The following is a 24,780-nucleotide window of genomic DNA, read 5'->3' as shown; positions in this document are numbered from 1 at the left end:
TCATGATGGAGACTGTACGATGAAGGTCCTGTTCCGGGCCGATGCTTCCGTGGCCACGGGAACTGGCCATGTGGTACGTTGCCTGACCCTGGCCCAGCGTCTGGCCCAGGCGGGCATGGCGATCACCTTTGCCTGCCGGCATCTGCCCGGTGATATGAACCGCTGGATTGCCGAGCAAGGCTTTGCGCTGCTGACCTGGGAGGATAACGATCCGGCTGCGAGTCCACCCCGTCTCCTTCAGTATCTGCGACAAACCCGCCCGGACTGGGTAGTGGTGGATCATTATCAACTGGATGCCGCCTGGGAAGGCTCCCTGCGGGACGGAGTGGGGAAGATACTGGTCATTGACGATCTGGCCGATCGGCCTCACCACTGCGATGTGTTACTGGATCAAAACTATTTTACCCGGCCACAGGATCGCTATCAGGGGTTGATCCCGCCCACCGCCCAGTGTTTGCTGGGCCCCCGGTTTGCCCTGCTGCGCCCCGAATTTTCCGCCACACGCGCCGAACTACTGGCCAGCGGACGACGGCAGCAAGCCGCTTTAAAACGCATTCAGGTTTGCTTTGGCGGCAGCGATCCCACCGGGGAAACCCTGAACGTGCTGGAGGCCCTGTCGGGTTTATCCCTGCCCGGCTGTATCGTGGATGTGATCGTGGGGGCCAGCAATCCGGCCCGAGAAGACATCGAGGCCCGCTGCCAGAATCAGCCCGGTTGGCATTTTCACTGCCAGACCCCGCATATGGCCCGGCTGATGGCTGAGGCCGACCTGGCCATTGGCGCGGGAGGTACCACCACCTGGGAACGTCTCTGTCTGGGGTTGCCCGCCATTGTGATTGCCGTGGCCGACAACCAGCGACAAATCAGTCAGGAGGTGGCGGACGCCGGGGCTCAGCTCTATCTGGGCACCACCGGCACTATATCGCCTGAACAAATTGCCCAGACAGTGCTGACGTTTGCCCGCAACCCCGCTTTGCTCAAGTCTTATACGGATAACGGACTGCGACTGGTGGACGGTGGGGGCACCCACAGGATTCTGGAAATACTAACGAGTTATTAGGGCGTTATAATGAAGGTCAGCCCCGTAGCCCAGGGATGCGCCATTGCCGTACCCAGGCATTAGCGGCTCCCTGACCCTCAGGGTTTGGTATGTTCGACCCAGGAGCCCGGCATGTTCGATATCGTAGAATTATCCGTCCAACCCCGCATTTTAACGTTGCCGAATTTTTTAAGCGACGAGGAATGCGCCCATCTAATAGAGCGGGCCCGGCCCAAGATTGCGCCTTCCACCACGGTGGACCCGGAAACCGGGGAATTTATCCTGGTGGAAGCCCGCAGCAGTACCAGCACGTATTTCATGATTCGGGAAACGCCCACGATTACCGGCATTGAGGATCGTATTGCCCTGTTACTGGGCCTACCGGTGGAAAATGGAGAAGGGCTGCAGGTACTCAACTACAGTGTGGGACAGGAATATCGCCCGCATTTTGACTTTTTCGATCCCAACCTGAAAGGGTCAGCGACCGTTATGGCCTCTGGCGGGCAACGGGTAGCCACTTGCATTCTCTACCTGAACGATGTGGAAGAGGGCGGAGAGACCCACTTCCCGGAGCTGGACATCCGGGTACGTCCCCAAAAGGGCAGTGCGCTGCTGTTTATAAACGTGACGCAGGAAGGGGAGGTCGATCGCAAAACCCTGCACGCATCTTTACCGGTCATCGCCGGGGAGAAGTGGATTTCCACCAAGTGGGTTCGGGAGCGGGAATACAAGTAAAGCCCCCGTATCGCGCCTTGCGCAGATGGATTCTCCGAAAGGGGTTACCAGCTCCCTTTGGCCTCCGGGGCATACTGGTTGCAAATGTTTTTAAAAATGGCATGCGTGCTTGAATAACTGGAAATTTTCACGGGGCGACTGGGCCCGGGCAAGGGATTGCTTTGCTTTCCGTCGCTGCTTTCCTCCCAGGATGACATGGAGGACTTTAATTGCCCGGTATTGCAGTCCACTTCACTCTGATTCACCCGCCCTGGCTTACTCTGACCGGGTTGCAGCTCAATCACCCTGTATCGGAGCGTGCCGTCTCCCGCCGCCTGAATGGTATTCTTGTCCATATAAAACCGGCTGCCATAACTGGAGCGGTTCAGTTCCACCAGGTTGCTCTCCTGGGCATGACTGACCCTGCCACAAAGCAGACCCGACAGGATGATGAGCAGTGCCAGAATCCGGGCGTTAACAGGCTTACAAGTCAACAACATCAATGGGACTCCTCTGTCTGGGAAGAGATTTTAGGGAAGTATCGCTTGGCGCCACATTTGTCACGGTTTAAGTAAAGCGAGTTAGAAAGACGGCGTGGGCAAACCTTGCCAGAAGTATTTCCCCGGATTGCCTGAGCGGAACGCAGTCTGACAAACGTGTGGCCAAGGGATATTCTCTCGTTTTATTATAACGGGCGTCTCAATCTTTCTCCCTCCCCCAGATTTATCAGAGGAACCCATCAGAAACGGATCACATTCGCCAGAAAAATCAGCCTGAAATTGGCCATCGGCTCATGCTTGGACAAACCGGGTGCGCAACTTATAATAAGGTTCAGGTTTTATTTTTGCGATTCACTGTTACAGACAGATTTCTCAAGTTCCTCACCCTCTCACCAATTTCATCCCTGACTTTTTAACAATATCTCTCTCACGATTTCTCACTGTTCCCACCAGTAATTTTGTTTTGGAAAACGATTCCCATGCTTCAACGTGACTACTCCTGGAAACCGTATGCGGCCTTGTTGGCTGTTTATTTAATCTGGGGAACCACAAGTGGCGCCATTCGGCTGGGCGTGGACAGCATTCCGTCGGCCTTGCTGCCGTGCGTCCGTTTCCTGATTGCCGGTGGTCTGATGGTGGCCATTGCCTTGCTGCGAGGGGAATTGCTACCCGGCAAGCGGAACCTTAAAATTCACGCCATGACAGGATTTTTACTATTTTTCGCCGGAAACTCCATTGTTTGCTGGACGGTCAAGTACGTGGCGACCGGTTTCGGCAGCGTGCTGGTGGCCACCACCCCCTTGTGGATGACCCTGTTATCGGCCCTGGTGCCACCCCGGGAACGGATCTCGGGACTGTCCTGGCTGGGCATTGTCATTGGCTTTCTGGGTATGGTGATTTTGCTGTTTCCACAGCTGACCCATCCGCTGGCGGTCACCACGACCTTTTGGTGGTGCATGGCTGGCCTGGCCTTAATGACCTTCTGCTGGGCGGTGGGCTCGGTATACGCCCGCCGGAACCCCACCGGAGATTCCCTTTTTATGGCCGTGGGCCTGCAAAACCTGGCTGCGGGGCTTCTGCTCATTCCCGTCTGCTTCTGGACCGCACCCGAATGGTGGGGGCATTGGCAGCCCACCCGCACGTCCGTACTGGCCTTGTTGTACCTGATTGTTTTTGGCACCATGCTGGCCACTCCCTGCTATCTGTTCGCCCTCAAAAAACTGCCGGTCTCGGTCTCCAGTACCTTTGCCTACGTCACCCCGGTTCTGACGGTGGTGTTCGGGGCCCTGTTCCTGCACGAGGCCGTGACCTCCACCATGGTGCTGGGCGCCGTGGTTATTTTGTGTGGCGTGGCTCTGGTGCAACTCATGAATCGGCCCTGGGCCAATAAGCCCGTCTCTACTTCCCCCGTCCCCAATGAATTGGAGGTTGCTACATCCTGATGTCTTCCCTGTTTCAAATTCGCCCCATTGAGCCCCAGGACAGCGTTCAGCTACAGTCTGTCATCCTGTCGGTACTGACCGAACTGAAATGCGTCGGGCCGGGATACGCCTCTTCCGATCCCGAACTGCAGGATCTCTATGCCGCCTACCAGCAGCCCGCCCATCAAGCCCCCGATCGGGGATATTGGGTCATTCAGGAGCAGGCAACCGGACGCGTGCTGGGGGGTGGCGGCTTTGCCCCGTTAAAAGGATATACGGGCTCGGAAAAGACTTGCGAGCTGCAAAAGGTCTACTTTCATCCCATCCTGCGGGGACGGGGTTTCGGGCGGAAATTGCTGGAAAAGAACTTTCGGGAAGCGCAAGCCCTGGGGTACCAGCAGATGTATCTGGAAACGGTGGGCGTGATGACCAACGCCATCGCCATGTATGAGAAGCTGGGCTTCCAGCGACTGGAAGATCGGCTGGGGAACACGGGCCACGCCAGCTGCCATATTTTCATGAAGCGTTCTCTGGAAAAGCCCGCCCTGGTGCTGGCCTGACATTTAACAGCCTGACCAAAAGCACCCTGACTTGAGAAAACACCCGCTCTTGTTTGCGCTTGTTTGCGGGTGTTTTTTATTTTACTCGCCGGTATCGCTATCGTCGCCGGCATCGTCTTTCAAGCGGTGTCGAACCCCTTGATTAAAGCTCATATCCAGCTTTTTTTGTTGCAGGTCAAGCAGGCGCTGCCTGATTTTAGGAGTCAGAGGCGACTTCGGGAAGTTTTCCACAAAGCGCTGTAGCTCCTGCTGAACGCTGTCCGGGCCTTCACAAGCGGCATTACTGTTCACCAGCTGATCTTCCAGATCATTCAGGAGCAACAGGTTCGGATCTTGCAGGGCCTTGGCGAAGGCATTGGGATATTGGCGCTTGAAAGCGGTCCATTCGCCATACAGGCGAACCAGTTCCCCGCTGCCAAAGCGCGTGCAGCCGCTCAAATCGTCTAATTGTTCCATAGTACTGGGCCAGTAGCCATTCAAGGTCTGGTTCATCAGCTTGAAAAAAGCCTGATCGGCGGGTTTGCCCTTTTGGGTGGCCAAGGTCAGGAAAAAGGCCGGATCGGGGCCCGCCACCAAAATATCCCGATGCAGAATGAGGTAGCCGGGCATGGACTTCTTGAGGGCTTCAAAATCCTCATCGGTGAGGGTTTCAGCCCGTTGCAGAATGGCCCGGGCCGCCTCTTGCCCTTTGTTCAGGACAGGCTCCAGACTTTCTTTTTGCTTCGATTGCTGCCACTGTTGCAGGGCGGTGAGGTACTGCGCCGCCAACTGGGTCACTTCCACAGGCATGGTCGACGACGGGGGCACAGGCAAGACGGTGGCCGATGCAGCCTGCGTAAAAGCGTCGGGAGGAGTGGAACGCTCTGTCGACTCGGCCTTGACGGGCAGCGCCGGACTGGGGACGGTTTGTGGGGGCTGCACTTGTGCCGGGGAGCCTGCCTGAGTTTCAGGCCTCGACTGGAGCGCTGCGGATTTTGCATCTACCGGCTTTGTAGCTGCCGGTTTTACATCTACCGGTTTTGTATCTACCGGCTTTGTAGCTGCCGATTTTGCGTTTAGCGCTGTTCCGGGTGGCGCTTTGGGCGTTTCTGGCTTGGCCGGACGGGCCACTTTGGATGGCCTGATCTTTTCTTTTTTACCGTCCTTCTTGCCGCGTGCCGTTTTTTCGCGCACTGATTTTTCATCCGTTGATTTTTGGCGTGCAGACTTTTCAGGCGCTGATTGTGCAGGCGGCAGTAACTCCGACTGCTCGGCCGGAGAATCCGGTTTGACTGCGGGTGGCTGCCCTCCCGCAACCGGCGTGGTGCCAATGCCTGGCGAAGTCTGTTCCTCGGTTTTGGGATTGACTTTGGAGGGTTTGGGTGGCTTGGGAGTCCTGACTTTTTTTGCCTTGACCACTTTTACTTTGGCCGCCTTTGCCTTGGCTTCTGTGGGTTTCACTTCCGTCAGCCTGGCCTCTTGGGACTTCACTTCTTGGGATTTAATTTCCTGAGGCTTGGCTTCTGTTGGCTTAGCTTCTTTTCGTTTGGCTTCTTTGCGCTTGGCTTCTTTTCGTTTGGCCGTTTTGAGCGGGGTTGTCCCACGATCGCGCTGGGGCGTCGGCTCCTGCGCAGCAGAGGCAGTTGAGGGCGTCAACGCCGGGGCCTTGCTATCCGCCTGAACTGGGGTGGTCGACGGATTTACGGGCCGGGATTTTTGAGCCCGTTGTTTTTTCCGTTTCTTATCCCGCCGGGTCGGGAAAGGCTCTGCCTGAGGCCCCGCCGCTTTTTCCGGTTGCGCATTGGCAGAGAAGGGCTCTTCCGGGCGGTGGACTTTGGATTTTTCAGCCTCTAGGCTGGTTTTTTCCGGCAAGGTCACTTTTTCCGGCGCATGCTTCTCCTGACGCTTCTTCGAGGGAGGAAGGGGCTCTGACTTTATGGTTTCAGGCTTTACGATTTCAGGTTTTATTTTCTTGTTTTTTATTTTCTCAGGCTTTATTTTTTCGGGTTTTATATTTTCGGGCTTGGCAATTTCAGGCTGAGCTGCTGAAGGTTGAGCCTTGACCGGTTTTACCTTTTTCTGCCTGATTTTGACAGGCTTGGCGGGGGCCTCAGGCTTCACTTTGGCCACGGGCGGGGTCATAGGCGAAGCGGGTGGACTGGCCTGCGCCTGGGGTTCCGCCGGGTTGGACAGCTCTTTCACCTCGGGCGACGCCTGAACCTGAATGGCCTGAGGATTGGTTTCCACTATAGGAGCCCAGTCTTTCGAGGATCTTCCCTTTTTGGGTCTTTCTGTTTTGATTTTTTCTTTTGTGGCTTTTTCTTTTTTAGGTCTGGGCTGGCGAACCGGGTGAGCCTGTTTTTCGTCAGCCTGTTTTTCCTCACGGGTGTGGCTCTTGTCGGCTTTCGTCCCGGAATCAGGCTTGGCGACTTTGGCTTCTGCGGCTTCTGCGGGTGGAGCTGCAGGGGGACGCTTGGCACTGTCAACGGGCAGCACTTTGGGCTTGGCCTCAATGCTCACTGGCTTGGCCCCGGCACTCACAGCCTTGGTCTCCTGAGCGGTCTGCGGGGTTTTTAAGGGGTCTTGCGCCGCCTTCTCCACCTTCGGCGCTTGGCTTGCCACAGGCTGGGCCTTGACCGGTTTCTCTTTGGATTTACGCCAGCTTTTTTTAATTTTCTCCGGTTTGAGCGCCTTTACCTTTGTTTCATGTGTTTCAATTGCTCCAGTCGAGGGAGCAGGCCCAGTAATGGCCGGGGATTGTAACTGTGCCGGGCTGGCGGCTGAAGACGGTTTCGGGGTGGAGCCTGAAGGCTGCGCCGAAGTTTTTGGTTGCCCCGGGGCGGACGCTTTGGGGCTGGCCTTGGGAGGACGTTTGCTTTCCTTAACGGGTTCCGGCGGGGCGACTTTAGTTTTTGGAGGCACGGAGGGCGTTGAGCCGGGAGACACGGGGGACTGATCCGGCTGGGTTTTTGCTTTGGTCTCTGGCGATTCGGCTTTTTCAGACAGCGCCGGGGTGGACCGTCCTGTTTTTGCTGCGGGCGTGGAAGCCGCTGGCCGGGACTGAACCGGCTGTGCTTTGGTCTTGACCGGGTTTTCCGCTGTGGAGGGTAAAGGTTTTGTCTTGGCGGCGGCAGGGGTCGGCTGGGCAGCGGGTGGTCTCACAGGCTTTTGAATAGCCGCAGAAGAAGCAGCCCCTGATGGTTTTGACCGTTTTTGGGGCGTGGGATCTTCAATGCTCTGGTTCCACAGCCGTTCAAGTTCCGTATCAAGCTCCGGGGCAGACTGAAGCGCAGGGGCAGTTTCCTCTTTAACGGCAAAGCTACTGGGTAACCAGCCGGTGATCAGGGTGGTCACCATCAGCAGCGATATAGAGCGCGCTAATAACCGGGAAAAACCAAAGGCCACGCTTTTCATAGATATGCAGATAAAATCCCTGGATTGCCGTTAACGCGCTTATTCTAAACAAAGCAAAGCGGGAATCCCAGCCTGTGCGAATTAAATAGATGCTTGCTGCCCGCTCCTGGATTCAAGGATTTTTCCAAAGGCCTCATAATGGCCATTTAGCCCCATGGGGCGGCTGTTTGAAAGAGAAGTCCGGCAGTCCCTTTTTGTAACAAAAACACAAAAAACCATATACGTTAGCAATCCATACCCGCAAAAAGTTTTATATAGTGTATATCCTTTTAGGTTTGGTTGATACAAAAAAATCATCCTCTCAAGTTCGGAGGCTTGTTTAAATGTTACCAATGTCATCTTCGCTGGGTTTTCCTGCCATCAATACCCTGTCCGGTATGCAAACCCCTTTCGTAACCAGTAGTCCGGGAAACAGCATGACGGATTTCATGCGCGGCATCAACAGCTTGACCTATAGCGCCACGCACAACGCCGATGGCAGCGACATTCTCTCCTGGGCCAATGGCCTGGTTCAGCAATCGGCGCTTCGCAAGCAACAACAAGCGCTACAACAGCAGCAGCAACCTTCTCTGGCCAGCCTGTTGGGTGGGGCCAGCGGCATGCCGGAAAACGCAACACAGCCGGATATGAGTCAATTAATGCAGTTTTTGATGACCCTATTAAGCGGCCTGGGAGCCAAATAGACCAGCTCCAGCCCTTTCAGCGAGTCATTGGATTCTCAAAAATTCTAAAATCCCGGTCGGTTTTTGCCACCGGGATTTTGGGCGGGCTAGACTTGCAATTGTCCCCATCCAGACCGGGACTCGGGATCGCTAAAAATTAAGGTAAGGCTGCCTTGCCCAAATTAATAAAAGGCACATATTCCCTATTTAAAAAATCGGAAGTGACAGGAGTCGAACCTGCAACCCCTTGCGGGGCGACCGCTTTCGAGGCGGCTCCCTAACCATTCGGATCACTTCCAAGTTAAGGAAACATATTCAATTGAGGAAAAAAAGCTGCCCGGGCAATATAAATGGGACTTCGGGCCCACAGGTGTCGCCTGTTGTCATTCGGGACGTGAAGCGCCAAACACCGCCTGTTACTCGCCTTCTTTGTCCGTCATTATACAAAAAATTGGCCCGGTGGCAAAAGGAAAGATTCAGCCATACAAGAAAAAGCAAGACAAGAGTCAGCAAGGCAAAAGCCAGCTGGGCAGGATTGAGCGAAGCCCCCTGCTCTGCTCAATCCAGCAATTCTATCTCGCAGGAGTCAAACAAACTGTGAATGCGGGCGCTCAACTCGTCGTTGTCCAGATCCTTACTTTCCAGATTCAGCGCCTGAGCGGTTTTAAAACAGTGGGCGGCATCCAGACGGTTTCCCAGAAAGCTGTAAGCCCTCCCCAGATTGTAGTAGGCCAGGGCGTAACTGTCATTGATGGCGATGGCCTGCTGGAAGTACCCAATGGCACTGTCCACCTCCCCCAGCAAATCCAGGTGAATGACTCCCAGATTGTTGATCGGAATCTCATAGGTGTCATCCAGCTCGATGGCACGCTTGTAGTAGGCAATGGCCCGCTCCACATCGTTGGCCATCCAGCGCAGATACCCCAGGTTGGAGTAGAGCTTGGGCATTTTGGGGTTGGCTTTAATGGCCTTCAGGTACACTGACTCGGCGTTGGCAAAGTCTTCCTTCTGGAAATATAACAGGCCCATCTGAATGTAGTTTTCCACATCCTCCGGGTTCAAAACGCTGGCCATATCGTAATAGGCAATGGCCGCCTGAGCGTTCCGCAGGTAATCCGCGTGAATATTGGCCATGCTTTGAGCCACCATGGCCTTCCAATGGTTATCCTTGCCCAGTTGCAAGGCGGTGGCGTAGTGACAGACGGCCTGTGTAAAGTCATTCATGTAATAATAGGCGTTGCCCAGATGACAATGGGCGTCCGGCTGATGGGGCGTCATCTGGACAATGGTCTCGTAGACCCTGGCCATCTGCGGATAATTTTCCTGCTCTTCCAGCAAGCGGGCCAAATGATAGTATCCGTTCAGGTAGTCGGGATGCCGTTCCAGGGCCTTTTCAAACCAGTGGCGAGCCTCCTCCGGGTGTCCCGTCTCCCGGTAAAGTTCGCCAATGAGAACCGTGACACCGGGAAGCCCCGGGAACTGCTGATGAATTTTAAGATAGTGCGTCAAAGCCTGCTCGCCCCGGTTGAATTCCTCCAGAAACCAGGCCTGCATCAGCTGGGGCAAGAGGAGAAAGCCGTGCCCAAGGCTCATCCGCTCTTTGGCAAACGGTGCGGCGACGAGGGCCATGAACAGGCACCAAAGGCCGTACAGCCCTTTCCAGAGCGAACGGGGATTTTTCCAGTTTTCCGTAACAAAGTCCCGCTCCAGCCTGAAAAGGAAGATTCTGGCCTGGGCCTGCGCCTTGGGACAAAGCCGGATGGATTTGCCCAGCAGGCGTTTGGCGGCTTCATAATCGTCCCGGTGATAGGCCACAATCCCCAACACCTGATAAGCGCCAGCCAAGGCCTCTGTGGAAAGTACCTTGCCTGCCTCATGCAAGGTCAGGGCCCGCTTGGCCGATTGCTCCGCCTTAATGAATAACCCCTGCCTGAGCTGGGTCTGGGCCATTTTAACTACAATCCCCACCGCGTCCGGCGATTGTTCCAGGGCCCGGGCATATTCGTTCAGGGCCAGCGGGAGCTGATTTTCATCAACCGTGGGGTTAAAGTGGCTCAGGTAATACTCATCAGCCGCGCCGCAAATTTGACGAGCCACCCCATCACACACCGTTTGCAGGCTTGCATCTGTCTCAGGCGTTTTTTGGCTCATGGCAGAGATCCCCTTCACACCGCTGTGTAGGGGGTATCGGCGGGAGAAGGCTGAACTTTGGGATTTCAGGGGAAAGCGTTACATATTTTTACGCGCCAAAGCTCTGCACCCCAAAGCTCTACATTGCTTCCGGGAGACGCTGCATCGCTCGGCAAACAGGCTGACTGAAGCGGGTTTTGCGCAATCCTGCAAGTAAACGGTGAAAGTCTCCCCATCGGCGCTTTATAATCAGGGTATGCAACAAACTGTACTCATCTGGCTGGTGTTGGGCCTGCTGCTCTTATCGCAGGCGCTAACGTTATTGTCCGCCAAGGCTGACAATGTTCTGAATGGTAGCCTGACAGGCGCCATCAGCCGGAGCGCGCCTGCCCGCCCGCAGTCAGCCCGGCAGGGACTCCAGGTGGCCAGCGCCGATTTTTATTACCGTCTGGATGAAAAAGCCTCCTTTATTGCCCTGAAGAACCAGTGGCAGTCAGAACATCGTGGGGAATTAGGCCCGGAACAGGCCCAGATTTTCGCCGATCAGGCCTATGACAAGGCGGACGTGGAAGAGGTGCTGAAACAGTGGCGATATCACGGGGGGCCAAACCCATGGGTACTGTCCCTCAAGGCCCATTTGTTCAATGATGGGCAGAAGGCCTATTTGAACGTACCTGTCCAGGTCACCGTGCGGGCCAAAATGGGAGACTTAAAGGTCAACCCGGCCATCCAGATGACAGACTGGGGGCATCTGCAGCAATCCGCCCGCTGGAAAACGCTCTTGGGCCCGGAGACCCTGACCGTTTCAGCCATCGCCCCGGGCGAGGATCAGCTCCTCCCGCTGGGGAGAATCAATTTGCTGTCCTATTTATCCAAACATCCCAATCAATGGCCCATCGAACTGGAGATGCAGATCCGTTCCCCTCACTTTGCCCCCGTCTCCCAGCGAATCCCCCTGAAGCCCGATCACTTTGTGACCCCCACCTGGTATTAAACAGACCCCAGTCCGGTCAAAGAACCCAGCCCTGATCCAGTATTTTGGCAGCATTTTGGGCCAGCGGGCCAGACGCCACTCTTTTTTGCTATGATAAACACCTGTGTGTTTGTCTTCCAGAGAGAAGGGTATCCATGTTCATCAGACCCGATCAGCGCTCCGCCAACCAGCTTCGGCCCATTCGCATCCTCCGTCATTTCACCAAGCACGCCCACGGGTCGGTACTGGTCTGTTTCGGGGATACCCAGGTCCTTGTGACCGCCACCGTGGAAGAACGGGTGCCTCGCCACATTCACATTTTAAAAGAAGAGAACACCGGCTGGCTGACGGCGGAATACGCTATGTTGCCGGGCGCCACCAACCAGCGCACCCAGCGGGAACGGCAGAAAGTCTCCGGGCGCACCGCGGAAATCCAGCGGCTGATTGGGCGCACCCTGCGGGCCAGCGTGGACTTGACCAAAATCGGTTCCCGGACCATTACCATCGACGCCGATGTCATTCAGGCCGACGGTGGCACCCGGGTGGCCGCCATTACCGGTGGATATGTGGCCCTGGTGGATTGCCTCAACAAACTGGTGGCCGATGGCATGCTGGCGGAACTGCCGCCCTTGAACCCCGTGGCCGCCGTCAGTGTTGGACTGGTGGAAGGGCTGGAAATTCTGGACCTGAACTACGATGAGGATTCCACGGCGGAAGTGGACGCTAACGTGGTTATGAACGCCGAAGGGCAATTGATTGAGTTGCAACTCAGCAGTGAACGGGCCCCCCTCAGCCGGGCCCAGCTAAACCGGCTGGTGGATCTGGCGGAAGCGGGCATTCAGCAACTCTTCGCCGAGCAGCAAATCGCCCTTGCTCAGGCAACAGGTACATCCGTGCCGGTGGAAGCCCTATAATTCCCGAATAAACCGCAAAAACAAGTCGCTACACTAGAAAGACCGTAACCCTCATGACTGGCACCTCCCAAAAATCTCGCCGAGAACTGATTCAGCGTCCCAAAGGAACGCAGGACCTCTTTGGAACGGAGGTGGAACGCTGGGAATCCCTGGAATCGACCTGCCGTCTGCACTTTCAGAACGCCGGTTACCAGGAGGTTCGCACCCCGATCTTTGAGCATACCGAGCTGTTTGAACGGGGCGTGGGCGAAAGCACCGACATCGTCAACAAGGAAATGTACACCTTCGAGAAAAGCGAGCGTCGCCTGTCCTTGCGCCCGGAAGGGACTGCCGGGGTGGTGCGGGCCTTCATCGAGCAAGGCATGGCCCGCTGGCCCAAGCCGGTCAAGTTGTATTACATGGGCCCCATGTTCCGCTACGAGCGGCCACAAGCGGGCCGCCAGCGCCAGTTTCATCAGGTGGGGCTGGAATTGTTCGGTCTGGACACCCCCGCCGCAGACGCCGAAGCCGTTTTAATGGCCATGCGGTTGTTTGAGCAGCTGGGCTTGCCCAATCTCTCCCTGCAAATCAATAATATTGGCACCGCCGAATGTCGGGAGCGCTTCAAAGCCGGATTCAAAGCCCTGTTGGCGCCCTTGCTGACCCAGTTGTGCCCGGATTGCCAAACCCGGTATGTTAGCAATCCCCTGCGCATGCTGGACTGTAAAAATACGGGCTGTCAGGGTATTTATGCTCAGCCGGAGGTGCAAGCCTTTTTACAAACGGACTTTACCAGCGAAGACTGCCAGACCCATTTCGCCGAACTACTGACGATTCTGGACGCCCTGAAAATCCCTTACCACCGCAATTTTATGCTGGTGCGAGGGCTGGACTACTACACCAAAACCGTGTTCGAGATTACCTCCACCAATCTGGGGGCGCAAAACGCCGTCTGTGGGGGCGGACGTTACAATACACTGGTGGAAGATCTGGGCGGGCCGGAAACCCCTGCCATCGGCTGGGCGCTGGGCATGGAGCGGCTCATGGCCCTGGTGGGCGAGCTGCCCGTCAAGCCGCTGGACTACTACATTGTGACCGATCAGCACGCGGCGGCCTTTGATCTGGCGGAGCAACTGCGGGCCCAGGATTACAAAGTGGAAGTGGATCTGTCTGGCAAGGGCTTTGGCAAGCAACTGGAACGGGCCGCCAAGCTGAATGCCCGACAAGCCCTGATTTTGGGCTCGGCGGAAGTCCAAAGCGGTGAAGTGCAACTGAAAACGCTGGCCACCAAGGAACAGCGGGTGGTTCCTTACGCCCTGCTGCTGCAAGACAAGCCGGTATAATCCCCGATCAGGAGGCTGCATTGCTCAGGCCCAATACCTTGGCTCGCTCCTTTCAGCGTGTTTGCGATGCGGAAGGTTGCAGCGCCTTGATCAGGCAGGTCATCTCAATAACCTTCAAGCCCCGGGTCTGAAACGGGATACAGCGCTTTGGCGCCTGGAACAGCAGATAGTTCCGCGGGTTTGCCTGCTTCAGGGCCTCGAAAAACGGGGTGTCAAAGGCATGGTAATACCGCTTGGGCAGCTCGCTCAGGCGGGGTTCCTTAAAATCAATGCTTTGCACCACAAAGTAGTCAATACGGTTCTGTCGCACAAACGCGCTCAGCAACTGGGCGTCCACGGCATAGTAGGCCTTCAGGAACGACTTCAGGCGATCCTTGATGACCTTGTAATACCCCTGATGAAAGGGGATGTAGGCTTCGTTGCTAATATAGACGCTGCGATAAGCGTACAGGGGGATATTGCTGGCCAGGCCGGGAGAGGCCGCAATCATGCTTTGGGCAGGGGTTGTTCCCAAAAAACTGTACAGGTTGCGCTCGCTCTCCTTGGGGTTCATCAGATCCGCCCGCCAGAAAAAACTGGTGAGCAGCAGGCCCAGTGCGGCCAGACCCAGATAAGGCCAACGTTTGGCCGGGCTATAGCGCCGCTGAAGCTGATAGATAATGGCCCCCACCATAAAAGTGGGGATAAGGGGCAAGGTGTACTGAAAGTAGCGCTCTGGCACGTAAAAGTAAAACAGAACGGCCCAGGCCACCACATACAAAATGGACGAGCTGATCAGCAAACGCCAGACCTGCGGCGGAATCAGCAGGGGCCCCCAGTACGCTTTGGCATAGCGATTGTACACCCACAACGCCAGACCAAAGCCCGCCGTGGGTATCAGGATATACAGATGAGGAACCCGCTCCAGTAGTTGACCCAGCCATTGCAGGGGCCTTATCCAGTCTTCCGAAAAATTGCCCCACGGAAACAGAACCACCCGCCCCCCACTGGCAAAATCAGGAAGGCCCTCGATGGACTGATTGGTATTCAGCGGGCCAAACAAGGGTCCGGTTTCGGCGCTATGGGCCGAACGCCAGAACAGCAGGCCCAGACTTCCGGCCAAGCTCCCCAGCAGGCACAGCAGCCGATCTTTGAGCATGCCATCCTGATTGGCCAGATAAACGGTTTCAATGATCAGTAGAATAAAGCCCAAAAAGAACGCCGGGGGATAGATTATGGCGCTGAGAACCAGTCCCAGCCCCAGCCAGTACCAGTTTTTCAGGTGCAATTGCCAAAGCGTCCAGAATAAGAGGGGATAAATAAACGATCGGGAGAGCCCACCCGCCATATTCTTGAAGATCCACAGGGCGCAGTTGAAGGAAAAGCAGACCCAAAAAGCGTACAAACCATTCTGGTAGCGTTTGGCATACTGAAACAACAGAAACGTGGTCAGCACCACCATCCCGAAGGGCAAGACCTGAGAGAGCTGGGCAGGCGTCAGCCATTGCCCGCCCAGCAGGTACAGCAGCCACAATACCGGCGAGATAAGCATGGGTTGAGTGAAATACCGGGCGATGTAATCCTCACCAAAGGCGGAGGGGTCGGCGATACGGGCCATCCAGTAGATTTGATTGCGCACATCATCATTCAGGGCCGCCGGATCACTGAAAACCCGACGTTCCACCCACAAGGCCAGCCCCAGGGCAACCCCAAGGGCCAGCAGCAGAAGCGACCAGTCTGACCACGCCTTGGGATTATCAGATTCTTTCTCACGCATGGCGCCGGACAATGCCCCTGACTAAAGATTAACAAGTGACTGCCTATTGAAGAGCTGGGCCTGAGGCGCGGAACAATCAAGCTCACGCCGCAACAGCGTACACCCACTATAAGCAATTGGCCGCCCAAAGTGAACAGAAAAGTCTGTCATCGCTGGGATCACCCGAATCAGGCGGCCCGGGCGGGCATTAAAAATCATGTTTGGCGTTCATGTAATTACCCCCATCACAGGCTGAATCGTTGAGTGTTCATCGTGAGTCAATTGTCCGTCCCTACTGTCTCATCACCGCAGGCTGGAACCCGGAATCGTTCTCATCAGCGGGCTGCTGTGGATACCCCCACAGCCGCTCATCAGCGCACGGCTGCAAACGCCTCCACAGCCCATCCGGCGGCGACCGCTGGACGGCCCTCCACGGCGGGCATCGTTCAGGGCGGCGTTCACCATTCCTCGGACCAAACCCAAAACGTCTCACCCGGTTGCGGGCAAAAACTGCCCCAATGGCTGCGAAAGGCGTCCATCGACGGCTTGCTCTCCCTGCGGTACGCCGTGGACTGGATGAAAATGCTGGGGGGCCTGTGTTTGTGGTCGTTGATTTTTGTCCCCCTGCCCAAAGCCTTATCCACCCGCATTGAGAAAATGTCAGCGCACCGCTTTTTAACCGGACCCAAGGAAAAGCCGGATTTAATGTACCTGAAAGACACCTCCCTGCGGGCGTTGGTTCAGGAACGATTCATCAACATGAGACAGGTTCTGGAGGAAAACCGGGCAAGCCTGGCCAAAGCCGGGGTAAAACTGGATGCCACCCTGGACACGTTGAAAATTCACGCCTGGCACATCCCGGCCCCTCCCGGGCGGCCCACTGTCGTTCTCCACCACGGTCGGGGCAGTAACATGATGCACCTGGAGGATGTCATGCAGGTCTTTCGGCAAAAAAAACTGGGCCTGTTGCTCTACGACTATCCCGGTTTTGGCCGCAGTGGGGGTATCGCCACCCCGGACGCCCTGAACAAATCCGGTGTGGCGGTGAGTTTGTACGCCCAAAGCAGTCGCGGGCTGGAAATTCCTCTTTCCCGGCAAATTCACGTGGGCAATTCACTGGGCAGTATGGTGGGCGCTTACACGACCCGCGTTCTGGAACATCTGGATGAAAATCCCTTGAAAGCACTGGTTCTGGTCAACCCACTGCCTTCTTTCAAACAGGTATTTGTCCACATTCGGGATCGCCTGAAGCTGGGCTGGCTGCTGAATGAAAAACGCATTCGGGTGGATATGGATGGGGCCACCCCCTTGAGGCAGCTCACCAAAACCCCGGTTCACTTTGTGCGGGGTCGCAATGACAAGTACATCCCCGTGCAGCAGGTTGAAGAGATGTTTGAAACTGTGGGCTCACAAGGCGCCCGGGCGTTTTACAACGATTCGGGTCAGAAAAAACTGACGTTGTGGAACGATACCCACCACCGACTGGGAGAGAAAGATTACCACCAATTGGCCCGGTATGTGGATGATGAGGTTGTGGGAACCTGATGCGTGCGGGAAAAGTACAGAGCCCCCCCCCTGAGCGTGGGCTAGTTTCTGGCTTGCCGCAGCATGGCTTTGGCCTGACCTTGCCGGGGGTCCCTGGGGTCGGGCACCAGTTGGATCAATCGCTTCAGGACAGTTTGGGCGCGCTGGGGCGCATTGGCCTCGGTGTACAGGGTGCCCAGGCTCAGTAACAGGTCCGGATCATTCTCCGCCACACTCTCAACGGCCCGGTAAAAAGACAGGGCTTCGGCGGTTCGTTTTTGATGCTGCAGCAGACGCCCGTAGTACAGCATGACATCCGTTTGCAGGGCCGCTTGATAATAATGGGCCGCCGCCGAGGGGGCAGCCTGCTTCTCGCTCAGGTAGCCCATCAACTTCAGAAAGCGGGCATCGTCCGGAGCGATGGCCAGCGCCCGGTTCAACGTTTGGGCACAGGCCGCCCGATTTTCCTGCTGCAAGTGCATCAGGGCCAGCCGATAGAGGTATTCCGGATGATTGTCATCCAGCGCCAATGCCTGCGTATAAGCCGATTTTGCCGCCTCCCACTGTTTGCCCTCTTCCAGAACCCGTCCTTGCTGATACCACAGCCAGGCATTGTCCGGGAACTGCCGCAGAGCCTCCTTGAGAAGGCCCGAGGCAGTCTCAGGCTGATTTTGGGTCAGGGCCAACCCGATCAATTGCTGGTAAACCAGCCCATGGGGCTGTCGGGCCTGAAGGGTTTCCAGTAAACGGCGGGCCTGCTGCTGGCGACTGCTGTCAGCCGCACCGGGACTCACCGTAGGGGCGGACACTGAACTGGCAGGCGACAGATAAATCAGAGCCAGCAAATAATTGGCCTGCGAGTGATTCGGCTCCCGGGCCAAAAAGCCTTGCAAGGTAATTTCGGCATTGTCCAGTCGCCCGTTTCGCACATCGTCCGCCGCGCGTTGCAGGGTGGGTTCCTGAAAGACGCTGTACTCATTCAGGGGATGCAGGGAATAGACGCTCTGACTGACCGCATCGGCTTGCCCCGAAAGGGTTATGGGGAGGTCATAACCCGCCGGGGTTTTCTGTAAGCGCAAGGGAACGGGCTCCGGCCTGTCGGAGGTATCAGAAGACTGGGGCTGGGTGGAGGGGTTTGCCGGGGTTAAAGGGGTACCCGGGGCTGTGGGTTTGGCCGGTTCCCCCTGACTGAGGAAATTCAAGGCTTCCAGCGGATGTTGCGAAGGTGCGTTGTCAGACAGCCGAGATCGCGCGGATGGCCGCTGACGGGGCAGCCAGTCCGTTTCAAGGGCTTTAGGGGCAATGGAGGCCACGCGAAGGGGCGCAGAGGCCCGCTTGATAACTGACTCCACCTTAACCGGGGATGGAGCGACCGCCACTACCGGCTGGCGCTTGCCCGGATCAGCCTTTTTCACGCTGGCAGAGACGGGAGAGACCGGTGCAGCGGAGGATGGGGTCGCCGTGGCAGAAGCAAAAGTAGCCGAGAATGGAGTCGCAACAACGGAAGCTGCAGTGGTGGGAGGAACCTCCTTCAACCCGGTGGCCGCTTTTACAGGCAGGGCCCGCTGACTTTCCTTTTTCCCAGACTCTGGCGCAGGGGCGGACTTTCCCACGGCCCCTTCCGCACTGGACTGAGGCGGGGTGGTTTTAGCGGACTGAGGTTTGGTCGGGGTGCGGACGGATCCTGATGGCTTTACCGCCGCCTGTGGCCGGGCAGGGGACTTGACTGCCGAGGGAACCGACTGTGGCTGACTCTGCGGGGCAGGCCCCAGCGGACTGTGCGGGGGGCGCTGATGATTTCCCACCAGCGTCACCACAATCTGCCCGGGCGAATTGCTGAGAATTTGAGGCTGCAGTTTTTGCCAACTGGTCAAATTCAACTGAAACCCCGTTTCATCGCCGGAAAGCAGGATGGACTCAATGGCGGGAATGCGGGCTTGAATCTGCTCGGCCAGTAAACGTTCCCGAGGGCCATTCAATCGGGCCTCCCGAGAGGCGATGGTAATCTGGTAACGCCCCTGAGGCACCGGACGCACCAGCAACTGAGGATCAAAGCCCGTCCCGTTCACCGTAAACGTCAGGTTGCCGCTGGGCGTTAGCTGAATATCGGTAACTTGACTGGTAAGATCCGCCCAAACCGCAGCCACAAAGGCCCAGCCGAAACCGGACAGCAAGCAGAGCGCTGAAATTTTAAGGGGTTGTCTCCTCCACTCACCCAGCACAAAGAGTCCTCAGGTTAGCCTCTCACCGATTAGGCTTTCAACTTCTGCATATAAGCCCGAATGGTCTCCGCATTGCGGGCGTTGGGGGACAGTTGCAGGTACTTCTCCAGATGCTGAACAGCTTTGGGGTTATCCCCCAGCTTGGAAAAAATCAGGCCCAGGTTATAGTGGGCCTCCGCAAAGCCGGGCCGAATCTGAATGGCTTCCAGATACTTGTTGCGGGCCTCTTCCAGCTTGTTTTCCGCATTGTACAGGTTCCCCAGGTTAAACAGAATTTCGCTATCCTTGGGGTTGATGCTCAGGGCCAGCTTGAAAATGGACTCCGCCTCGGCGGTATTGCCCAGCTTTTTGAGCGAAGTGGCGTAGTTGTTCAGCACGCTGACCGGAATGGCCCGGGTAAACGCTTGATTGGCGGCATCCGGCTGATCGTTCAGCAGGTATATTTTGCCCAGCTGGTTATAGGCCTCTCGATCCCCAGGATTGCGCTGGATATAGCGGCGAAGCACATCGATGGCCTCGGCAAACTGACGATCTTCGGCCAGGGCTATGCTGTAATCCACCACGTATTTGCTGTTGTCCTGATCCAGAAGGGTGGACTTCTTCAGGCTATCCAGGGCCACGCTCATCTTTTTTTCGCCCAAGGCCGTCTTTCCGGACTGATAATTCTGTTCCGCTTCGGCGTTGGTGGAGCCAGACTTGCGGTTGCTGGCGCTGGCATTACTCAGGCTCTCCCGCAAACTGCTGTTTTCCTGTTTCAGGCTGGCCACTTGCTGGTTCAGGCTCTGGATTTGCTTCTGCTGGGTCGGGCTTGCGGTAGCCTGGGTGGCGCCAGTCGCTGTCGCTGTTTTGTTGCTGGCCGCCTTCAGGGCCTGCTTGGCTTGCAAGGCCTCCTGACTGGCTTTTTCGTACTGGGCTTTCAGGTTGGATAAGTCCGCTTGCAAGCTGGCCACTTTCGATTGCAACTGAACGGCAGCCTCCTGTTCATCCGCGGCCTGACTCTGGCTTGCCCGCAGGCGTCCCAGTTCACTTTGCAAGGCTTGTTTGTCTTGCGTTAACTGGGCAATCAGTTCCTTGTCGGCATTTTTGCCCTTACTGGCAGGGGCAGTCTTGCGCACAGCCTCCAGCTCGTTTTGCAGGGCCTGTTTGTCTTGCGTTAATTGGGCAATCCGCTGTTTATCAGCACCGCTGTCCTTGCTGGCAGAGGCGCTCTTGCGCAGAGCCTCCAATTCGCTCTGAATGGACAGCTTGTCCTGCCTGAGCTGTTCAATGACCTGCTTGTCGGCGCTACTGACTTTAGTGGCAGCCGCGTTCTTGCGCAAGGTTTCAATTTCTGCTTGCAGCGTGGCGATTTGCTCTTTGGAGGAGGCGTTTAGCCCGCTTTTCACCTGATTCACCTGATTCTTTAAAAACGCGATTTCCTTGTTCTGCTGGTTAATGGTCTGAATCGACTCTCCCAATGAGGCCTGAGCGGTGACCAGCTGGCTCCTCAGAGCCGCCAGATCGGCGTCCCTGCTGGCGGGCACCTTGGCCGCCGCGGCTTTGCTTTGACCCAGTTCAGACTTCAAGCGGTTATTCTCGGTCAGTAAAGACTGATAGCTTTGGCTCAGGCGCTCGACTTCCGCCTTGTAGGTCTGGGCGCTGCTGGTTTGGCTACTTTGAGCGCTTAACTTGCTTTTTAGCCCCTGATTTTCAGTAGCCAGCAACTCATACCGCCGGTTGAGTTCCGCCAGACTCTGTTTCATGGCCGACAGACCAGACTCGTTGCTGGCGCTCAGGGCCGCGGTCAATCGACTGTTCAGTGCCTGATTTTCGGTTTTTAGCCGGTTAATTTCAGAGTCTTTGGCATACAGAGCCGGATCAGGGCGCTGTTTTTCCACGGCAAGGGAGGTCAAACGGGTCTGCAGATTGCCATTTTCCGCCTTGAGCCTATCCAGTTCGCCCTTTAAGCGAATCTGCTCTTCCCGATTGCTTTGTTGCTGGCTTTGCTGAGCGCCGCTATTTTGTTCCAGAGAGGAAAGCCGGGTCTTCAGATATTGGTTTTCCTGGGCCAACAGGTCATACTTCTGGTTCATAATGCCCAGGGTGCGCCGCAAATCAACATCCGTATATTCGCTTTGAACGGGCTGAGGGACTTCCGGTCGGTTTCTGGAGGTCACGGGCGGACCATAGGTGCTGCGCGTCGCCGTCCAGTTGGCCGACTCGTTGAATTCCAGCTCAATTTGAGCCCCCTGATTACGCACCAGCCGAATGGTGCCGGGCTCGCCTTCAATGTCAAACAAAATACGGACAATGGGGCGACCATTTCCGGCGTACTGATTGACGGTTACATTTTTCAGGGCAGGCAACTGCCGAGACAGCGTGTGCAGCAGCTGCACATCCCGGGGCAGCTCCTGCCCGATTTCCGCGTTGTCGATGTCAATGATAATGCGCTTGTGCCCGGCGATATTCAGGGTGTTGACCGTGGCTTTTACATTTCCGGCGGAATTGATTTGAAAATGCCGACTGGTCGCGTCGTAGCGAATATCCTGAATTCTGCCATCCACGGCCCATACCGGACTGGCCAGACAAAGCAGGGCCAAACCGGTGAGGCTAATCAGGGATATTTGTCTGGAGAGTGACACCATGCTGCTGTTCAACTTCGTGAAATCCTTCAAATTCATCTGATAACGCCCCGGCTGATGCCGTTCCAAATACGGACTGACTGTTGATGCGCCTGTAAATGAGTTCCTTTAAGCCTGACTGCCCGAGCCTCGATTTCTGTTTTTTCACTTTTTCGACGCCGGGCTGAGAGACTGTTAGCGGGCATCAGACGCAGACGGATCGGGCAGCGCCAGAAAGGGGCCTTATCTGGTTAGGACGCAGTATTCCCGCTTTATAACCTGATCTAGTATACCATTTTTATCCGTATCGAATGATCTCGCAGCAGGCCACACAGCCGCCCACCCCAACAGGGTCGTCGCCCTGATGTGTGAGCCAGCCCTCTCATTTGACCGGCAGGGGCGCTGACGGGTTGCTTGCCGTATCCGTGGGGGCGGTTTTGATGATCAAGGCGTTACTGACTCCGATGGAACCGGCGGAAGGGCGGTTGATCATCCGCCCGTAAACCGACATCTGGGTGGAACTCCCCCCGTCCAGGTTCATGGCGTTGACAGCGCCCAGTTTTTTCATCAGGTGAGCCATCTCGTACAGGGTCATGCCGATGGAAACATCTTTGTGTCGACCATCCACAGCCACCAGTAGCAGTTTGCCCTGGGCGGTCACCCCAACCGCACTGCGAGGCTCCCGGCTTCCCAGACTTCTGCTGGTAAAGTGCTGGGCCTGAAGGTCTACATAAGGGGTCCCGTTTCGGACCAGCCAGGGTCCACCGCCCACCGCGTGCTTCATGCCTGACCAATCGGGCAGCGTGTACACATTCAGGCTGACCGGTATATTAGGATTCATACTGCCCAGCGCCAGCATTTCGGGGGTGGCTGGCCCGGAAAGCACCATTCCGTCCTTAGGAATAGAAAGAGATTCGGTTTGAGAGACGGCGGCAACCCTATCCTGACGAATCAGGATCTGCAATCCATCCTGAGGAACGGGCGGAGCCTGCTTGCCCCAACGGGTGGTGTACAGGACGGTCTGATTGCTCTTCACCCGAGGCTGGTTAATGGTGTGGATAGCCACCCGGCGGCGATCAGGCAACAGAACCTCGCCGCCCAGCCGGACCCGGTCCATGACAATCTCGTTATTGGGCGTAATGCCCATGGCCACCCGATCGTAAATCGGCCCGGAAATGAGTTCCTGATTGATGATCAGGATGCCCAGCGGAATCCCCTTATCCTGCTTGAAAAAGGAGCCATTGATTCCGGCAACGGCCTGATTGCCTGCCACCATGGCCGCCACATTGGCCTTGGCCCCCATCCGGTTAGAGGCCAGAGCCGGGGTAATGGTGACAGACGGGTTTTGCGGGTCAATTTCCAGCACATTGACGCGAACCGGCCCGGCTGGTAGTCGTTCCATCAATAGCCTGTGCTGAATGCCCGGGGCCAGTTCCTGATCGGGCTTGCTGGCCTTGTCCGAAGTGCCGGATTGGCTCAACAAATGAGGCATATTCAGAGTCAAGCGGGCGTTTTGCCGGGTCAGCGTAACCGAGCCCGGGAGAACACGCTTGACGAAAATCTGGATGCGCCCGTTACGGCTTTCAATAAATACCCCTTTAAGGTTGGGCTGATTAAAGGTGCGGTTTTGCGGAAAATCACCCGGGGCAGAGTCGGCCTTGAAGCTGAGGGTCATGGGCTTGCCCGGTTCATCCTGAACCACCAGGGCTTCCGGCGATCGACTCAGGGTTAAAACCAGCTGGGTATGCGTCCCAGACTCCAGAAACTGCAATTTGTGCAGCGTTGCCACCACCGGGACCGGCGAGGGACGCTGAGCCCCCGCTCCGGTAAAAAGCAGCGGCATCAGAACAACCGCCACTAAAAGCACGCGGGCGCTCCCGAGCAACAGTCGATTGAGACAGTGGGCCTTCAAAATGAGTCCAGTCCTCCAGATTGCAGGCGTTCAGCGTGATTGGCGTCTTGGAGCAAACAACGGAATGGCGGAGCAGCATATCGGATCGCGAAATTGTCCTGTTCCTGAGTGCGGGCATGCTTCGGTAAAAAACACCCCGCAGCAGTCGGTCAAACCGGCAGCAACTGTCACCTGATATCAACAATCCGGGTCATACACCCCTCCGATTGTTTCTGAGCGGGTGAATCACCAAACCGGCGTATATAACCAAAAAATGGATACTGATGTGCTTCTCACTCTCTATCATAAAGCCTGATTCTGTTCATTTCAAGTCAACAAAGTCGAAAATCATCCAGACTTTCGACTTTGTCGGTTTATTCGACTGAGCAGATCCCGGTGAAAGCGGAAGCAACCGCTACGCTGGTGGGATTACCCTTGCACCGCTGCGCCCATCAAGCCGGATTGGACCTGTTGCACGGCATTTTTAACGTCCTGATTGGGATCTTTAGCCGCCCGATTCAGCAGCCCCTTGATCACCGGATCGTTGGGACGATCGATGTAACCCAGCGCGGTCACCGCCGCGGCTTTCACTGCCGGGTTTTCCTTGGGATTTTTCAGAATGGTGTTAATGGCTTCCAAACCCGGCAGGGCGCGTGTTTCCACCTGGCTGTTCTGGGCCCGGTTCAGGTTACCCAGGGCAAACAGGGCCGCCTGACGAATCAGGTTGCCATCTTCCTGCGCCTGCCCCGGAGGCAGTTCATTGGTCGGCGCCAGGGCTTCCCGCTTCAGTAATTCGTAGGTCTCACGGTTGCCTTGCTGACGGGCGGCAAACTCCAGAATGGCTCCCAACTTCTGGTTGGCTGACGGCGGAGCGGCAATGATCATGTTCAGCTCCTCCGGGCGCATGGTCTGGAACTCGCTTCCACCGGCGGGCTGCATGGGTTGTTGCATTGCCTGCTGCTGCATAGCCGGATCCATTCCCATAGGAGCCTGTGGCTGCTGCATTTGCTGCATCATCATCTGCTGCTGCATAGCCGGGTCCATTCCCATGGGGGCTTGCGGCTGCTGCATTTGCTGCATCATCATCTGCTGCTGCATAGCCGGGTCCATTCCCATGGGGGCCTGTGGCTGCTGCATTTGCTGCATCATCATCTGCTGCTGCATAGCCGGGTCCATTCCC

19 protein-coding genes and 1 tRNA gene are annotated in these 24,780 nt (G+C 56.3%); 11 read left to right on the top strand and 9 right to left on the bottom strand.

Annotated features, from left to right (window positions below; all coding sequences use genetic code 11):
- Positions 1-19: 19 nt before the first annotated feature.
- Positions 20-1,060, top strand: coding sequence for a UDP-2,4-diacetamido-2,4,6-trideoxy-beta-L-altropyranose hydrolase (gene pseG, locus DF283_RS08730; protein WP_303674381.1), 1,041 nt, complete (start codon positions 20-22; stop codon positions 1,058-1,060).
- 111 nt (positions 1,061-1,171) lie between these two features.
- On the top strand, positions 1,172-1,774 hold the full coding sequence (locus tag DF283_RS08725) for a 2OG-Fe(II) oxygenase (RefSeq protein WP_303674380.1): 603 nt from the start codon (positions 1,172-1,174) through the stop codon (positions 1,772-1,774).
- Between the two features lie 44 nt (positions 1,775-1,818).
- Here DF283_RS08725 and DF283_RS08720 read toward each other — a convergent pair whose 3' ends face one another.
- The gene (locus tag DF283_RS08720) at positions 1,819-2,253 is read right to left on the bottom strand and encodes a hypothetical protein (protein WP_303674379.1); all 435 of its coding nucleotides are present in this window, start codon (positions 2,251-2,253) and stop codon (positions 1,819-1,821) included.
- Between the two features lie 479 nt (positions 2,254-2,732).
- Here DF283_RS08720 and DF283_RS08715 point away from each other — a divergent pair, with 479 nt between their 5' ends.
- The gene (locus tag DF283_RS08715; RefSeq protein WP_303674378.1) at positions 2,733-3,695 is read left to right on the top strand and encodes an EamA family transporter; all 963 of its coding nucleotides are present in this window, start codon (positions 2,733-2,735) and stop codon (positions 3,693-3,695) included.
- Positions 3,695-4,234: a GNAT family N-acetyltransferase gene (locus tag DF283_RS08710; protein WP_303674377.1), complete on the top strand. Its 540-nt coding sequence runs from the start codon at positions 3,695-3,697 to the stop codon at positions 4,232-4,234. The genes DF283_RS08715 and DF283_RS08710 overlap by 1 nt, the downstream gene beginning before the upstream one ends.
- 81 nt (positions 4,235-4,315) lie before the next feature.
- Here the strand turns inward: DF283_RS08710 and DF283_RS12805 are convergent, their stop codons facing one another.
- Complete coding sequence (locus DF283_RS12805; RefSeq protein ID WP_443083009.1) at positions 4,316-5,155, bottom strand: hypothetical protein; 840 nt, start codon at positions 5,153-5,155, stop codon at positions 4,316-4,318.
- A gap of 157 nt (positions 5,156-5,312) precedes the next feature.
- Here DF283_RS12805 and DF283_RS12800 point away from each other — a divergent pair, with 157 nt between their 5' ends.
- The 3 genes from DF283_RS12800 (at position 5,313) to DF283_RS08700 (ending at position 8,310) form a co-directional block, all read left to right on the top strand.
- Complete coding sequence (locus DF283_RS12800) at positions 5,313-5,726, top strand: pentapeptide repeat-containing protein (RefSeq protein WP_443083008.1); 414 nt, start codon at positions 5,313-5,315, stop codon at positions 5,724-5,726.
- A gap of 1,233 nt (positions 5,727-6,959) precedes the next feature.
- On the top strand, positions 6,960-7,169 hold the full coding sequence (locus DF283_RS12795) for a hypothetical protein (protein ID WP_443083007.1): 210 nt from the start codon (positions 6,960-6,962) through the stop codon (positions 7,167-7,169).
- Positions 7,170-7,950: 781 nt separating this feature from the next.
- Positions 7,951-8,310: a hypothetical protein gene (locus tag DF283_RS08700; RefSeq protein ID WP_303674375.1), complete on the top strand. Its 360-nt coding sequence runs from the start codon at positions 7,951-7,953 to the stop codon at positions 8,308-8,310.
- Between the two features lie 195 nt (positions 8,311-8,505).
- Here the strand turns inward: DF283_RS08700 and DF283_RS08695 are convergent.
- Positions 8,506-8,587, bottom strand: a tRNA-Ser gene (locus DF283_RS08695).
- Positions 8,588-8,847: 260 nt separating this feature from the next.
- A complete protein-coding gene (locus DF283_RS08690; protein WP_303674374.1) occupies positions 8,848-10,440 on the bottom strand; it encodes a tetratricopeptide repeat protein in 1,593 nt (530 codons plus the stop codon).
- Positions 10,441-10,675: 235 nt separating this feature from the next.
- Between DF283_RS08690 and DF283_RS08685 the strand changes: the two genes are divergently transcribed.
- The 3 genes from DF283_RS08685 (at position 10,676) to hisS (ending at position 13,628) form a co-directional block, all read left to right on the top strand.
- A complete protein-coding gene (locus DF283_RS08685; RefSeq protein WP_303674373.1) occupies positions 10,676-11,413 on the top strand; it encodes a hypothetical protein in 738 nt (245 codons plus the stop codon).
- 140 nt (positions 11,414-11,553) lie between these two features.
- Complete coding sequence (gene rph, locus DF283_RS08680; protein ID WP_443083010.1) at positions 11,554-12,306, top strand: ribonuclease PH; 753 nt, start codon at positions 11,554-11,556, stop codon at positions 12,304-12,306.
- A 53-nt stretch (positions 12,307-12,359) separates the two neighbouring features.
- Entirely contained in the window at positions 12,360-13,628 is a 1,269-nt protein-coding gene (gene hisS, locus DF283_RS08675; RefSeq protein WP_303674371.1) for a histidine--tRNA ligase, read from the top strand.
- A 52-nt stretch (positions 13,629-13,680) separates the two neighbouring features.
- Here hisS and DF283_RS08670 read toward each other — a convergent pair whose 3' ends face one another.
- The gene (locus DF283_RS08670) at positions 13,681-15,384 is read right to left on the bottom strand and encodes a hypothetical protein (protein ID WP_303674370.1); all 1,704 of its coding nucleotides are present in this window, start codon (positions 15,382-15,384) and stop codon (positions 13,681-13,683) included.
- Between the two features lie 252 nt (positions 15,385-15,636).
- Between DF283_RS08670 and DF283_RS08665 the strand changes: the two genes are divergently transcribed.
- On the top strand, positions 15,637-16,908 hold the full coding sequence (locus DF283_RS08665; RefSeq protein WP_303674369.1) for an alpha/beta hydrolase: 1,272 nt from the start codon (positions 15,637-15,639) through the stop codon (positions 16,906-16,908).
- 41 nt (positions 16,909-16,949) lie between these two features.
- On the opposite strand, the gene DF283_RS08660 is transcribed toward DF283_RS08665, so the two are convergent.
- From DF283_RS08660 to DF283_RS08645, 4 genes are all read right to left on the bottom strand, one after another.
- Positions 16,950-19,061: a tetratricopeptide repeat protein gene (locus DF283_RS08660; protein ID WP_303674368.1), complete on the bottom strand. Its 2,112-nt coding sequence runs from the start codon at positions 19,059-19,061 to the stop codon at positions 16,950-16,952.
- Positions 19,062-19,138: 77 nt separating this feature from the next.
- On the bottom strand, positions 19,139-21,745 hold the full coding sequence (locus tag DF283_RS08655; protein ID WP_303674367.1) for a tetratricopeptide repeat protein: 2,607 nt from the start codon (positions 21,743-21,745) through the stop codon (positions 19,139-19,141).
- A gap of 346 nt (positions 21,746-22,091) precedes the next feature.
- Positions 22,092-23,576 carry a phosphodiester glycosidase family protein gene (locus tag DF283_RS08650; protein ID WP_303674366.1) on the bottom strand — a complete coding sequence of 495 codons (1,485 nt, stop codon included), beginning with the start codon at positions 23,574-23,576 and terminating at the stop codon, positions 22,092-22,094.
- A gap of 453 nt (positions 23,577-24,029) precedes the next feature.
- Positions 24,030-24,780: HEAT repeat domain-containing protein (locus DF283_RS08645; protein WP_303674365.1), on the bottom strand; the 751-nt coding region annotated here is incomplete at its 5' end.

This window comes from Vampirovibrio chlorellavorus (genome assembly GCF_003149375.1).
GTDB classification, from domain to species: domain Bacteria; phylum Cyanobacteriota; class Vampirovibrionia; order Vampirovibrionales; family Vampirovibrionaceae; genus Vampirovibrio; species Vampirovibrio chlorellavorus_B.
Note: the sequence above shows the minus strand (reverse complement) of the source record. Positions and strands in the feature narration are given on the sequence as shown.

What these genes read in the sequence shown, in the direction of transcription:
- DF283_RS08670 (WP_303674370.1), bottom strand. Translation starts at nt 15,384, where the DNA reads ATGCGTGAGAAAGAATCTGATAATCCCAAGGCGTGGTCAGACTGGTCG.
- pseG (WP_303674381.1), top strand. Translation starts at nt 20, where the DNA reads ATGAAGGTCCTGTTCCGGGCCGATGCTTCCGTGGCCACGGGAACTGGC.
- DF283_RS08715 (WP_303674378.1), top strand. Translation starts at nt 2,733, where the DNA reads ATGCTTCAACGTGACTACTCCTGGAAACCGTATGCGGCCTTGTTGGCT.
- DF283_RS08720 (WP_303674379.1), bottom strand. Translation starts at nt 2,253, where the DNA reads ATGTTGTTGACTTGTAAGCCTGTTAACGCCCGGATTCTGGCACTGCTC.
- DF283_RS08700 (WP_303674375.1), top strand. Translation starts at nt 7,951, where the DNA reads ATGTTACCAATGTCATCTTCGCTGGGTTTTCCTGCCATCAATACCCTG.
- hisS (WP_303674371.1), top strand. Translation starts at nt 12,360, where the DNA reads ATGACTGGCACCTCCCAAAAATCTCGCCGAGAACTGATTCAGCGTCCC.
- DF283_RS08685 (WP_303674373.1), top strand. Translation starts at nt 10,676, where the DNA reads ATGCAACAAACTGTACTCATCTGGCTGGTGTTGGGCCTGCTGCTCTTA.
- DF283_RS08710 (WP_303674377.1), top strand. Translation starts at nt 3,695, where the DNA reads ATGTCTTCCCTGTTTCAAATTCGCCCCATTGAGCCCCAGGACAGCGTT.
- DF283_RS12795 (WP_443083007.1), top strand. Translation starts at nt 6,960, where the DNA reads ATGGCCGGGGATTGTAACTGTGCCGGGCTGGCGGCTGAAGACGGTTTC.
- DF283_RS08690 (WP_303674374.1), bottom strand. Translation starts at nt 10,440, where the DNA reads ATGAGCCAAAAAACGCCTGAGACAGATGCAAGCCTGCAAACGGTGTGT.
- DF283_RS08725 (WP_303674380.1), top strand. Translation starts at nt 1,172, where the DNA reads ATGTTCGATATCGTAGAATTATCCGTCCAACCCCGCATTTTAACGTTG.